This window comes from Bradyrhizobium sp. SZCCHNR1098, assembly GCF_032489375.1.
Lineage (GTDB): Bacteria > Pseudomonadota > Alphaproteobacteria > Rhizobiales > Xanthobacteraceae > Bradyrhizobium.
Genome location: NZ_JAUEXY010000008.1, coordinates 269,008 through 282,576 on the forward strand (window position 1 = coordinate 269,008; position 13,569 = coordinate 282,576).

General features: G+C 66.1%; 9 protein-coding genes. 1 reads left to right on the forward strand and 8 read right to left on the reverse strand.

The features are described 5' to 3' along the window. Nucleotides 1–80 precede the first annotated feature (80 nt). Entirely contained in the window at nt 81–1,631 is a 1,551-nt protein-coding gene (locus QX135_RS19110) for a flagellin (protein WP_315738795.1), read from the reverse strand. Between the two features lie 387 nt (nt 1,632–2,018). Between QX135_RS19110 and flbT the strand changes: the two genes are divergently transcribed. Next, nucleotides 2,019–2,444, forward strand: coding sequence for a flagellar biosynthesis repressor FlbT (gene flbT / locus QX135_RS19115; protein WP_315715996.1), 426 nt, complete (start codon nt 2,019–2,021; stop codon nt 2,442–2,444). Nucleotides 2,445–2,626: 182 nt separating this feature from the next. Here flbT and QX135_RS19120 read toward each other — a convergent pair whose 3' ends face one another. The 7 genes from QX135_RS19120 to flgK all read right to left on the reverse strand — a co-directional run bounded on the left by QX135_RS19120 (nt 2,627) and on the right by flgK (nt 13,561). Then, nucleotides 2,627–4,177 (reverse strand): flagellin, encoded by a 1,551-nt coding sequence (locus QX135_RS19120; RefSeq protein WP_316234212.1) that lies wholly within the window; start codon nt 4,175–4,177, stop codon nt 2,627–2,629. 347 nt (nt 4,178–4,524) lie between these two features. Beyond that, nucleotides 4,525–5,961: an aspartate aminotransferase family protein gene (locus QX135_RS19125; RefSeq protein ID WP_315774106.1), complete on the reverse strand. Its 1,437-nt coding sequence runs from the start codon at nt 5,959–5,961 to the stop codon at nt 4,525–4,527. Nucleotides 5,962–6,029: 68 nt separating this feature from the next. After that, complete coding sequence (locus tag QX135_RS19130) at nt 6,030–7,220, reverse strand: hypothetical protein (protein ID WP_316179344.1); 1,191 nt, start codon at nt 7,218–7,220, stop codon at nt 6,030–6,032. A gap of 52 nt (nt 7,221–7,272) precedes the next feature. Further along, nucleotides 7,273–8,901 (reverse strand): hypothetical protein, encoded by a 1,629-nt coding sequence (locus QX135_RS19135; protein WP_316179109.1) that lies wholly within the window; start codon nt 8,899–8,901, stop codon nt 7,273–7,275. A gap of 11 nt (nt 8,902–8,912) precedes the next feature. Beyond that, complete coding sequence (locus tag QX135_RS19140; RefSeq protein WP_315738799.1) at nt 8,913–9,719, reverse strand: hypothetical protein; 807 nt, start codon at nt 9,717–9,719, stop codon at nt 8,913–8,915. Between the two features lie 92 nt (nt 9,720–9,811). Further along, nucleotides 9,812–11,683, reverse strand: coding sequence for a flagellar protein (locus QX135_RS19145; RefSeq protein ID WP_316161880.1), 1,872 nt, complete (start codon nt 11,681–11,683; stop codon nt 9,812–9,814). A 15-nt stretch (nt 11,684–11,698) separates the two neighbouring features. Beyond that, nucleotides 11,699–13,561: a flagellar hook-associated protein FlgK gene (flgK, locus tag QX135_RS19150; RefSeq protein ID WP_315738802.1), complete on the reverse strand. Its 1,863-nt coding sequence runs from the start codon at nt 13,559–13,561 to the stop codon at nt 11,699–11,701. Nucleotides 13,562–13,569: the final 8 nt, after the last annotated feature.

A 13,569-nucleotide genomic window follows, 5' to 3' on the forward strand; every position in this document is an offset into this window, starting at 1 on the left:
GGGCCGGACGGCCAAACCAGGCGAAAAAAGCGGCGGGGTTTCCCCCGCCGCCTTGGTCGTCGAGATGCGATACTTGCGGATCAGCGCAGCAGCTGCAGCACGCTCGCCTGCGACTGGTTGGCGAGCGACAGCGCGGACACCGCGATCGACTGGCGGGTCGACAGCGCCTGGCTGTTGGCCGCTTCCTCGTTGGTGTCGGCCAGCGTCAGGTTCGACGAGCCGGTCTGCAGCACGTTGATCAGGTTCTTGTTGAAGTCCTGACGGATCTGCACCACCGACAGGTTCGAACCCAGCGTGGAGGCTTCCGAGCGCAGCGTCGAGCTGGCCGAGTTCAACAGGGTGATCACCTTGTTCGCCGAGTTGTTGTCGAGGAAGTCGGTGCCCGAGGTAAGGGTCGACAGGCCAAGACCGCCGGTATTGAAGGTCACGCCGGTGATCGAGAGCGTCGACTTGCCGTTCTCGTTGAAGGTCAGCTTCAGCGTATCGCCGTTCAGCAGGTTGACACCGTTGAACGAGGCGTCGGCCGCGGTCGTGTTGATCTGCGCCAGCACGTTGTTGTACTGCGAGACCAGGCTCGCGCGCTGCGTCTGCGCGGTCGCGTCCGCCACCGGAGCCGCCGCCGTCAGACCGTTGAAGGCTTGGCTGGCCGCAGCCGACGTACCACCGATCGCGCCGATCGTGGCCGAAGCCGCGTCGTTGGTCGTGGTGATCGAGATCTTGCCGGTGGACGAGTCGACCGTGGCCTGCAGGTTGTTGGCTGCGAGCTTGGCGTTGAGATCGTTCAGCGACTTGACCTGTCCTGTCCCTAGACCGAACGTGATGCTGGTCGCCGTGCCACCTCCTGTGGCGCCGACCGTCAAGGTCTGACCTGACAAGCCGTCGCCGACAGCAGTCAGCCCGAGCTTGCCCAAGGTGCCGGTGCTGCCCGAGAGCGTCAATCCCGCCGCCGGAGGCGTCAGGGTGATCGCACCCGCGGTGATCGACGCGGTCACGCCGGTCTGGGTCTGGATCGCCGACAGCAGGTTGCTGACGCTGTCGCCGATGCCGATGTTGGTGCCGGACGAGGACGTGCCGGTGACGAAGGTGAAGGTGGTGCCGTTGACGACCAGCGTCTCACCGGAGGTGATGCCGGTGGCGAGGTTGTTCGACGCGGTGCCTGCCGTACCCGACAGCTTGGTCGAGCCGGTGATCGCCACCGCGCTCGAGGTATTGTCGTTGTTCACGACCGAGCCGGTCACAGCCGTCGAGCTGGAGCCGAGCAGGTCGGTGGCGGTCGCGCCGGTCAGAGCCGCCGAGGTGACGCTGGACTTGGTGGAATAGCCCACGGAGCTCTGCAGCACCTGGTTGGCGATCGACTTGGCGCTGTCGACGAGCTTCTGCAGCGAGGTGATGCCGGTGTTGGCGGCCTGCAGCACCTGCACGCCGTTGCCGATGCCGTCGAGCAGATTGGAGATGTCGGAAGCGCGGTTGTCGAGACCCTGGGCGGTGAAGAAGTTGGTCGGATTGTCGAGCGCCGAGTTGACCTTCTTGCCCGTGGAGAGATTGTTCTGGGTGGTGGCGAGGAGCTGAGCCGTCGACTGAAGCGAGAGCAGATTCTGACGCACCGACGCCGAGAGAACAATACCTGACATTTTCATACCCTTCTGGTGTGAAACAAACTGCCCGATCCATTCAGGATCAAGGCGAAGCCCGTCGGTGACTGCACCACCGGGCGACGGGCGTTAAGGTAAATGCGAGCGGCTAACAAACAGTGAAGTCACGGCCGCTCGCGGTCCCCGATGCGCGGCATCGGCACGGCCGCGCAGAGGTGATTCGCCGCGGATCACCTTGAAAACACCGCATATTCGCCGGGCGTGCGCGGCCGTTTACCGTCCGTTAACCATGATCGGAAAGGATTGCTGCGCGCCGACCGATCGAGCGCGCAGACTCCCCGCGCGATCTAGACTGGCAGCTGGACCGGTCATCGGCCTCGACGCAGCAGGTTCGGCGCCACGCCGATGCGGCAACGGAGAATGAGAATGGCCCTGAAAGTCGAACTGAAGCCGCATGAGCGCATCATCATCGGCTCCTGCGTGATCACCAACACCGACCAGCGCGCGCGTCTCCTGATCGACGGCGAGAACATTCCGATCCTGCGCGAGAAGGACATCCTGACGCCGGAGACGGCCGACACGCCGGCCAAGCTCGTCTATCTTGCGGTCCAGCTGATGTACATCTCGCCGGGGGCAGACGCGGATCACGGCACCTATTTCAACCTGCTGCGCGACATCATCACGACGGTGCCGAGCGCCTGGCCGATCATCGAGGCGATCAACGGCCATATCCTCAACGGCGATCTCTACCAGGCGCTGAAGGAAGCCAAGAAGCTCGTCGCCTATGAGAAGAAGCTGATCGAGCAGGCTGAAGCCGAACAGCAGGACAAGCCGGTGAGCTCGGCGGCCTGAGCCTCCGCCGAACACATCGTAGATCGAAGGCCCGGCCCCGCCCATGGCGGGCCGGCTTTTTTGTCCTGACGGGCTCGTCGCAATACGCCATCCGCACCGTCGGCCCCCCTCCTCGTCCCCTCCAATGAAAAGCGGCGGGGTTTCCCCCGCCGCCTTCGTTGTCGAGATGCGATGCTTGCGGATCAGCGCAGCAGCTGCAGCACGCTCGCCTGCGACTGGTTGGCGAGCGACAGCGCGGACACCGCGATCGACTGGCGGGTCGACAGCGCCTGGCTGTTGGCCGCTTCCTCGTTGGTGTCGGCCAGCGTCAGGTTCGACGAGCCGGTCTGCAGCACGTTGATCAGGTTCTTGTTGAAGTCCTGACGAACCTGCACGACCGAGAGGTTCGAACCCAGCGTCGAGGCCTCGTTGCGCAGCGTGGAGCTCGCGGTGGTGAGCACGCCGATGACCTTGTTCGCCGAGCTGTTGTCGAGGAAGTCGGTGCCCGAGGTCAACGTCGAGAGGCCGAGGCCCGCCGAGTTGAACGTGACACCAGTGATCGACAGCGTCGACTTGCCGTTCTCGTTGAAGGTCAGCTTCAGCGTGTCGCCGTTCAGCAGGTTGACGCCGTTGAACGACGCATCGCTCGCGGTCGTGTTGATCTGCGCCAGCACGTTGTTGTACTGCGAGACCAGGCTCGCGCGCTGCGTCTGCGCGGTCGCGTCCGCCACCGGAGCCGCCGCCGTCAGACCGTTGAAGGCTTGGCTGGCCGCAGCCGACGTACCACCGATCGCGCCGATCGTGGCCGAAGCCGCGTCGTTGGTCGTGGTGATCGAGATCTTGCCGGTGGACGAGTCGACCGTGGCCTGCAGGTTGTTGGCTGCGAGCTTGGCGTTGAGATCGTTCAGCGACTTGACCTGTCCTGTCCCTAGACCGAACGTGATGCTGGTCGCCGTGCCACCTCCTGTGGCGCCGACCGTCAAGGTCTGACCTGACAAGCCGTCGCCGACAGCAGTCAGCCCGAGCTTGCCCAAGGTGCCGGTGCTGCCCGAGAGCGTCAATCCCGCCGCCGGAGGCGTCAGGGTGATCGCACCCGCGGTGATCGACGCGGTCACGCCGGTCTGGGTCTGGATCGCCGACAGCAGGTTGCTGACGCTGTCGCCGATGCCGATGTTGGTGCCGGACGAGGACGTGCCGGTGACGAAGGTGAAGGTGGTGCCGTTGACGACCAGCGTCTCACCGGAGGTGATGCCGGTGGCGAGGTTGTTCGACGCGGTGCCTGCCGTACCCGACAGCTTGGTCGAGCCGGTGATCGCCACCGCGCTCGAGGTATTGTCGTTGTTCACGACCGAGCCGGTCACAGCCGTCGAGCTGGAGCCGAGCAGGTCGGTGGCGGTCGCGCCGGTCAGAGCCGCCGAGGTGACGCTGGACTTGGTGGAATAGCCCACGGAGCTCTGCAGCACCTGGTTGGCGATCGACTTGGCGCTGTCGACGAGCTTCTGCAGCGAGGTGATGCCGGTGTTGGCGGCCTGCAGCACCTGCACGCCGTTGCCGATGCCGTCGAGCAGATTGGAGATGTCGGAAGCGCGGTTGTCGAGACCCTGGGCGGTGAAGAAGTTGGTCGGATTGTCGAGCGCCGAGTTGACCTTCTTGCCCGTGGAGAGATTGTTCTGGGTGGTGGCGAGGAGCTGAGCCGTCGACTGAAGCGACAGCAGATTCTGGCGCACCGACGCCGAGAGGACGATACCTGACATTTTCATACCCTTCTGGTGTGAAATAAACCCCGATCCCTTCGAGATCAGGGTGCAGCCCAGGTCGATTTGAACGACCCCGGACGACGGGCGTCACGGTGAATGGCAGTGGCTAACAAACGCTGAAGGGCTGTGGTGCGCAGCCGCCTCAATCAGCGGAACAGGCGCATCGGCGCGGCTCATTGCCGCGTCATCGCGCAAGAACGCCCTTTGAAAAGGCTCGTTGATTCAACAAACGCGCCCGTCGTTCACAACGCGTCAACCACCTTTGGAAAGGTTTCGACACGCGCGGCAACATTCCGCCGGCGGTCGTCATCGACCAGCGGACGACGCCGAGATGCGGTTTGCGCTCAGAGCGCCAGCGGCGGCGCATCGACCTCGATCAACGGCGTGAGACCGGCCGCGCGCTGGCGGCCGAACATGAGGACCGCCGCAATCAGCCGGTCGATGTCGCTCGTCCCGGTACGATGATTGACGATCGCGGCACGGATCGCCAGCCGTCCGTCGAGCATCGTGGTCGACGGCGCGGCGAGGCCGGATTCGTGGATGTCGGCGACGATCTCGCCGTTGAGCGCATCGGCATCGTCGACACGATAGCGGAAGCAGACGATGTTGAGATTGACCGGCGCCAACAGCTCGAGCTCGGGCTCGGCGCGCACCCGCGCCTCCAGATGGCGCGCGAGCTCGCAGCTTCGCGCGATCACGGCGCCGAGCGCGTCCGTGCCGAACGTCCTCAGCGTGAACCAGGTCTTCAGCGCCCGGAAGCCGCGCGACAGATCAGGACCGAGATCGCAGGGCCACTCGGTGCCCGCCGCGAGACCACGGGTTTCGCGGCGCAGATAGGCGGCCGGCGAGGCGAAGGCGTCGCGATGCTTGGTGCCATCGCGCACCAGCAGGAAGCCCGCATCGTAGGGCACCTGCCCCCATTTGTGAAAATCCAGCGCAATCGAATCCGCCTGCTCGATGCCGGCGAGCTTCGGTGCGAGCTCCGCTGACAGCATCGCGAGCGCACCGAAGGCGCCGTCGACGTGAAACCAGAGCCCCTCGGCACGACAGAGCTCGGCAATATCAGCGAGGCCGTCGATGGCGCCGATATCGACGGTGCCCGCCGAGGCGACGACGAGAAACGGATGCAGTCCCGCGGCGCGATCGCGCGCGATCGCGGTCCGCAGCTCGCCGACGTCGACGCGATGTGCGGCATCCACCGCGATGCAGCCGAGCGCGTCGCTGCCCAGTCCGCAAATGTCCATCGCCTTGGCGATGCAGCCATGCGCGGCCCTCGAGGTGTAGGCGCGCAAGCGCCGGCCGTCGTCACCGAGGCCCAGCGTGCGAACCGACGCGCCGAGCGCGGAGCGGCGCGCCACCAGCACCGCCATCAGGTTCGCCATCGACGTGCCGGTGACGAAGATGCCGCTCGCGCTTGCCGGAAAGCCGAACAGCTGGCGCATCCAGTCGACGACCTGCCGCTCGATCTCGATCGGCGCGTGGTCGCGGCCGCCGAGATTGGCGTTCAGTCCGGCAGCCAGCATCTCGGCGAGCATGCCGACCACGGTGCCGCCGCCATGCACCCAGCCCATGAAGCCGGGATGCACGTTGCCGGTCGCGTAGGGAACGACGAGCTCGCCGAAATCGCGATAGACCTCGGCGAGATCCGTCGGCGCATGCGGCAGCGCGCTGCGAAAGCTCTGCCGCGTCGCAGGCGACATCGGCTGCCATACCGGCCGGTCGCGGATATCAGCGACATAGTCGATCATGTCATCGAGCATGCGATGACCCAGCGCGCGCATCTCGTCCCAATGTTGCGGATCGAGCGTCTCCGCCGTCCGCGATGCTGGATCGATGCGCAGCCCGGCGGTCACGCCGCCTGCTCCGCCCGCGACGCGGCGCGCTTGTCGATCATGGCCGCGAAGGCCGCAAAGATCTTCTGCATCTGCGGCGGCTTGTAGGGGAAGACCTCCGGCGAATCCATGTTGTGGACGACGGCCGTGTTGTCGGCCTCGAACACCAGCAGCGCGCCGTCCCTGGTCTCGGCGCAGTCGATAATGAAATAATCGAGGCCGACGCGCGCGGCGATCGCATCGAGCACGCTGCGGTGACGGCGGCCGAAGCCGATATCGAAGGTCTGCATGAAGGTCGCCTCTTCGAGGCGCTTGCTCTCGCTGCCGGCCATGTTGGCGTTGAGGTACCAGATGTCCCAGCGCCGCGCGATCGCCATGTGGCAGGCGTAGGCCGTGCCGTCGACGAACACGATGCGGTACTTGCGGAACTGGCCGTCCTCGCTGGCATAGTCGACGAAGCGCGAGACGAAGAACTCCTGCTCGCTGCGCTCGTCGAGATAGAGCGACAGCTCGAGCGGCTCATCGATCTTCTCGAGGCCGACGCCGGCATGCGAGCCGCGCGGCCGGACAATGACCGGGAAGGCGAGCGAGTGGTCGACGTCCGTGATCCATTCGCGCTCGTCGGCGATCTCGATCAGACGCTCGCGGTCGACGGGGATGGTCGCCGGAATGGTAAGCCCGTCGATGCCGGCCAGCAGCGCATGCAGCTTGTCGCGATCGAGATGCCAGATCCGCTCCGGCGGATTCAGCAGCGGACGCGGCCAGCGCGCCGCGGCGGCATCGATCTCGCGCAGCGCGTGCTGACAATCCTCGGAATCGGAGGCGATGACGATGGCGACGTCATGAGCGGGCAAAGGCGCCAGCAGGTCCGCGCCCGGAACGACATAGAGCAGCAGCAGCTCGATGTCGCTGTCCTCGAGCAGGAACTCGATCGGCGTGTTGCTGCCCATGTCGGTGGCCGCGGCGAGCGCGAGCACGCGCAGCCGCGGCGTCGCACTGTTGCAGGCAACGCGGTAGAGCTGCTGCGACTGCAGCACGTCGTACTGGATCGCGAGCCCGGACGATTTCTCGCCGATGAGCTGCGCGATCAGCGCGAGATCGAGCCCCTCGCCCGGCTCCGCGCGGCCGTCGAGCAGCTTGGCGAGCAAGGCGGCCCACATCGGTTTCAGGTCCTGGCCGTCGAAGGCGGCCTTGGCGAGCTTGGCCATGCCGATCCGGTCGGCATATCCTGCGCCGCTGGCCTCGGCCAGCGCGAGCAAATCAGTCGGCATTGCAGATGTCCCTGAGATCCTGGCTGCTCAGATCCGATACGAGCAGCTCTGTTTTGGCGACGATGTCGGCGACGCGGTCGATGTCGGAATCGAGATTGACCCGGGCGGCGGTGACGTCAGCGCACCACGCGTCCGTCACCTGGCGCGCGCCGATGCACAGCCGCAGCGCGGCCGTCGGCGCCTCGCGCGCGCGTTCGATCCGCACCGGCTGGCCGATCAGGCACTGGCGCGCGGCAACCTCGGCCGCGCGTCCAGTGAAGCGGCTGCCGAGGTCGCGCTGCAGCGCGCGATACACCGCCTGCGTCTCACCGAGGCCGAGCGGACCGCCATCGCGCTGGAGCGCGAACGGGAAGATGGTGGGAAAGCCGAATTCGCCATCGCTCCCATCCTGCGCGGGGACGCGGGTGGTGATCGGACGCAGCACCGGCGACAGCATCAGTAGGCTTTCGATAGACTCGCCGAGCTGCCGGATCGCCATCCGACGGAACGTCTCAGGCACGGCGTGATACGCCGCGATCTCCGCCAGCGCGGCTTCCCAGCGCAGCCATTGGCCGATATTGGCGCGCGGCGCCGTGCGCGCGCGCAGATCCGTCCAGGCGAGCGGCCAATCGCTGCGATTGACGTAGTCGAACAAGCCGGGCGCGATCGGATGCCCGCCGCGCAGCGCAGCCGCTGCGGCCGCGGGCACCAGCAGCGCGCCGCTGAAGGCGGGGCCGCCGAAGAACTTCGAGCCCGTGACGAGCACCAGATGGCCGCGCTCGAGATGATCGCGCAGCCGCGCCGCGCCGAGCCGCATCTGGCAGGCATCGACGACGACCTGGACGCGCCCCGGCCAGCGCCGCGCCACCTCGTCTAGGCAGGCCATGTCCGGCGCGCGCCAGCCGAGCTTGGAGGAATCCATGACCTGCAGCAAGACGCTACGACCGTTCCGCACCAGCGCCTCGACGCTGTCGAGCACCTCGGCGTCGATATCAGCGCGCGGCTGCATCGATGCGCCGTCGAGCAGCGGCAGCGACACGGCGTCGCCCGAAAGCCCGTCGATCGGAGTGTTCATTCGCACCGCCAGACCGTTGGCCGTCCGCGTGCTGAAATGGTGTCCCCGGGCGCTCGTGGCGGTGCCGCTGCCGGTCTGGTCGCCGCCGACGACGATGCTCGTGACGGCCTCACCCAGCACCGCCCGCACCAGCGCCAGCGCATGCAGTTGCGAGTCGGTGCCGGACGGCGAGAACACGATGTCGACCTCGTCGGCAAGGCCGAGATATCCACGCAATTCGCAGCGCATCTCCTCGGTGCGCCGGTCGAGCGCCGCGTCGAGGCCGAGCGAGATCGCCGCATGCATCAGTTGCTCGCGCGCCAGCTCGACACGCGCATAGGCGCGTTCCGAAATCGGCGAGGCCGTGCTCGATGCGAAGCACAGCACATCGGGTTCGGGCGACGGCCCGCAGCCATAGACGTTGCGGCCCCAGGGGCGATCGAGCGCCAGGCGGATGTCGCCGCCGTCGATCAGGAGATCGCCGAGCAAGGCAAACAGATCACGCAGTCCGGTCGCGGCGCCCTGCTCGCGCCGGTCGATCGGGGATGGCTGAGAGATGTGCGACCGGGTTGCCGCCGGGGTCATCGCGCGGATCATCAGGCTGCGTCGGCCGCGGCAGCGGTGGGAACCGCCACCGCCGACGCGAATTGCGAGGCGACATTGCCGTGGAACACGGACGGACCAACATGATCGAGCCGGCTGTCGAGATCGGCCCAGATCTCACCGCCGAGATCGGTCCATCGCCTGCAAAACGCAAAATCCTCGCTGAGATAGGTGCCCGTTTCAGGATCGATCATGCATTCGAACAGCGCGAAGCGGTTCGGGCAGCCGGCCAGCGCGTCCTGCGAATGCTCGCGGAAGAACTGCAGCGGCGCGTAGGCCGGGTGCGCGATCATTGCCTCGACGACGCGGCGGCGGATCATCAGGAAGCCGGTGCCGGCATAGCGCACGCGGGTGAAGCCGTTGACCACCGCGACGTGGTCCGGATTGTCGATCTCCAGCACGTAATCGAGCGACGCCGCCGGCACGTCCATCCGGTTGTCGTTGATGGCGCGGCGTGCCTTGTTCCAATTGACCTTCTTGACCGGATAGACACCGGCGACCATGTCGCCGCCGGACTCGATCAGCCGGAACACCTGCCTTGGCGTGAAGCCGATATCCGCATCGACGAACAACAGATGCGTGGCGGAGGGATCATTGAGGAACAGGGTGACCAGATTCGCCCTCGCCCGGGTGATCAGCGCATCACCGTCGCGCATGTGGACGGTCAGGTCGACGTTCGAGGTGGCGCGCAACTCGCGCTGCAGGGCGAAGATCGAGCTCGCATAGATGCTCGACACCTGGCCGCCGAAGCATGGTGTCGCGATCACCAGGTGAATGCGCTCGTCGGTTCCGTCACTCACGTCCGCCTCCAGACAAAGAGGCTCTCGCCCCAGATCTGAACAAAAGCTAAAGAGACGTGGTTAACGAAAACCTAACCGCCGCCCCCGGGGCGCTACAGATATTTCACGAGCGTGAGCTGGGCCAGCATCGCCGTCGTCTGGTAGGACGCCTGGAGGTTGGTCTGCAGCTGCAGGATCTGGCTCGCCACCTCCTGCTGCGAGATGCCCTCGGTCTGGTCGACCATGCTCTGCATCGCGGCCTTGGCCTGGGTCTGACGCGCCGTGGCGTCTTTCATCGTGGTCTGGGCGTTGGCGAAATCGGTCTGGATGTCCGAGATCGACTGCTGACCGAGCTGCGGCGTCAGGTTGGCGGCGATGCGCTGGCTGAGCGCGCCGATCTGCTGCGGCGCATTCGCTCCCGCCGGCGGCGTGTTGACGGCGGCGTAGACCGCGGTCTGTTGCACGAGGTTGCGGATCGCGAACTCGTTGCCCTGGGCGCCGAACTGAATGCTCTGCGCGGTGTCGATCCGGATGGTCGCGCTCGACCGCGCCGAGCCGGGACCGCTGTTGCCGGTGTACCAGGCGACGGTGTTGGCCGACCCGTTGACGAGGCTGGTCGCCGACCCCAGCGGCGAGCCGGAGACGCGCAAGGGCGGCGTCGCCGCCGTCACCGTGCCGGAGAAGCCCAGCGCCGCGAACGCACCCGCGTTCGAGCTCGACACCGAGAAGCTGGCGGCGTCGTCGGTGCGCAAGGTGATCACGCCGCCGCTGATCGTCGACGGCTTCGACGTGCCACTGAGCGTGTCGATCTTAGACAGCAGCGTCTGCACGCTGTCGCCGACGTTGATCTGGTTGTTGCCGTTGGCGCCGGAGGCGACGAAGGTCAGCGTCTGCCCATTGACGGTGATGGTATCGCCGGCGGTGAAATTGGTCGCGATCGAATCGCTGCTGAGCGGTCCCGACAGCAGCGTCGCGCCGGTGATCGGCGCGGGCGTCGCGGCCTTGTTGTTGACGGCCGTTCCCGAAACGGAGCTCGCCGTGTTGAAGAAATTGTCACCGGCGACGATTGCCGAGGCGGCGGTCAGCGAGGTGTTGGCCAGGGTCGACAGCGCCGTGTTGAGCGCCGCGTTGAGATTGGCGGAGGTGGCCGCCGGCGTCGCACCGATGGCGAACGTATTGGTCGGCGCCGGCGTCGTGGTCGACGCCGTCAGCTTGATCGATTCCGAGGTGCCGTCGGGCAGCTTGAAGGTGAAGCTGATCTGGTCGCCCGCATTCGGATTACCCGCCGTGAGGTCGACCGAAATGCCCGCAGGCGAGCCGGACGGTCCGGTCACCGTGGCGTTGGTGAGCGACGAAGTCACGCCGCTCAGCTTGAAACCGAACGGCGAGCCGGCGACGTCCTCCGCCAGCGTGATCGGCATCGTGGCCGACGCCGAAAGGTTGAGACGCCCGAGACCGTTGAGCCCGAGATCGGCCTGCTGCCGCTCGGCGATAACCTGCTTCAGGCCTGCCTGCGTCGTGGTGCCGTTCAGGATGTCGTCGGCCGACGCGATCGCCGGCCGGTCGGTGGCGCTGCCGGAGAAAATGTAGCGATCGCCGACCTGGGTGTTGAGGATGCCAGTGATGGCCGACAGGTTGGACAGCGCCGTCAACTGTCCCGTGGTCTGGCCCGTGCTGGTCAGGTTCTGCGGCGTCGCCGAGGCGCCGCTCTGGACCTGGTCATGAATCTTGGACAGCGACTGCAGCGAGGTATTGACCGCGCCGATCACGGTATTGACGTGGGTCATCGTCAGCGTGAAGGCCGAGATGTTCGAGAGCTGCGCTCGCGCCGCGATCGCGAACCCCTCGTCGGGCCCCATGCCGGCGTAGTTGTTCGCCTTGACGCCGCTCGAGAGCTGCGTGGAAAGGTCCGCGAGCTGGTTCGAGATGTTCCGCACGGACAGGCCGAGCAGGGAATTTCCGTAATTGACACTGCTGATCGACATCTTACACGCGCCTCACTAAAATGCCTGGAGCAGGCTCTGCATCATGCTTTGCACGACCGACATGATATGGGCGTTGGCCGCATAGGTGTTCTGGACCTGGATCAGGTTGGACATCTCGCTGTCCATGTTGACCCCCGCCGTGCTCTGGAACTTCTCCTTCAGCGTGCTGACCACGACGCTCTGGCCCTGGCTGAGCTGGGTCGCCAGCGTCGAGGCACTGCCCTGCTGGCTGACGAACTGCTGCAGATAGCCGGACACCGTGCCCTGGAACGGCTGCGCCGCCGAGCCAAGGCCGGTGGTTGGCGAGTAGCTGAAGGTCGCCGAGGTCAGCTGCGCGAACAGGAAGTCCGGCCGCGTCGGGTCGCCGGCCGCGGTCTGCGGCGAGGTCGAATAGGTCGACAGCTTGGTCGGATCGTTCAGCAGCGCCGGATTGACGTTGAGCCGCCCGGCGAGACCCGTCATCTGCGAGCCGGTCGAGGTGATCGCACCGGTGTAGAGCGCGCCGCCGTCGGTGAAGACCGGCAGTTGCGCGTTGCCGCTGGCGAGCGTCTGCACCGTGGTGGTGGCCGAGGCCGCCTTGACCGTCGCCTGGCTGGTGCCGTCATCGGTGATGCGCAGCGTCGTGCCGGATGGATTGGCAAACTGCAGATGCGCGCCACCGAGCGCGCTGTTGAGCTGCGACACCACCGAGGCCATGCCGAGCGAGAAGTCGACGCCGACATAGGACGGGTTGGCACCGGTGGCATTCCGCAGCGGCAGCGCCGCTGGATCGTTGACGTTGACGATCTTGACCTGGCGCTGGACGTTGCTCGAATCCGTGTAGGTCAGATTGATGGTATTGCCCGCCAGCAGCCCGGTGGTCGAGACGTCGAAGCCGGCCGGCGGACCGGTCACCGCGGTGCCCGCCGTGGTCTTGTCGGACAGCGCCGAGGCCATCGTCGCCGCGAGTTGGTCGACCTGGGTCTGCGCCTGCACCAGGGTCTGGTCGCGCAGCTTGAGATCGGCCGCGATCTGCCCCGAGTTCAGGAGATTGTTCGACACGACGTCGAGCGATACGCCGTTCGACAGCTTGATGTTGAGCTGCCCGACGCCGGTCTTGGTCGGATCGCTGCTGTAGAGCGAGGTGGCGTCGAGCGTCCCCGGCGACGAGAAGGTGAACTCCGAGCTGAGGCCTGCGCCGACCAGCTGGATGCCGGAATTGGTGAACACGCTCGTGCCGTTGGTCGCATCCGAGACGACACGGATGTCGACGTATTTGGACAGCGTGTCGATGGCGTTGTCACGCTGGTCCTGCAACGTCGCCGACAGCGGGTCGGATGGGCTGAGCCCCTGCAGCTGCATGTTCAGCGTCGCGATCTGCTTGATCGCGGCATTCGCCTGCGTGACCGAATTGCCGATGTCCTGCTCGACATTGGTGCGCAGGGTCTGGATGCCCTTGGTGGTCGCGTTGAGCTGCAGCGCCACGCCCTGCGCCGCCGACAGCGCCACCGACTGCGCCGACTGGTTGCTCGGATTGTTCGACAGCGACTGCAGCGCCGTCGTGAAATTGTTCAGCGCCGTCTCGAGCGTGCCGCTGCCGCCGGGCGTACCGTACACGGTTTGCAGCTGACCCAGGATGTTGGCCATCTGATTGGCATAGGTCCCGCCCGAGGTCTCGGTGCGGAGCTGGTTCTGGACGAACAAATCGAGCTGACGGTTGACGCCCGTCGTCGTCACCGTCGAGCCGAAGCCGCCGCTGGCGACCTCGATCTGGTTCGGGTTCTGCGCGACATAGCCGGGCGTGTTCGCGTTGGCGACGTTCGAGGAGATGATCGAGAGCGCGGCCTGCGTCGAACGCAGGCCGGACATCGCGGTGGCGAGGGCAGAACTCAAACCCATGTTCGGTA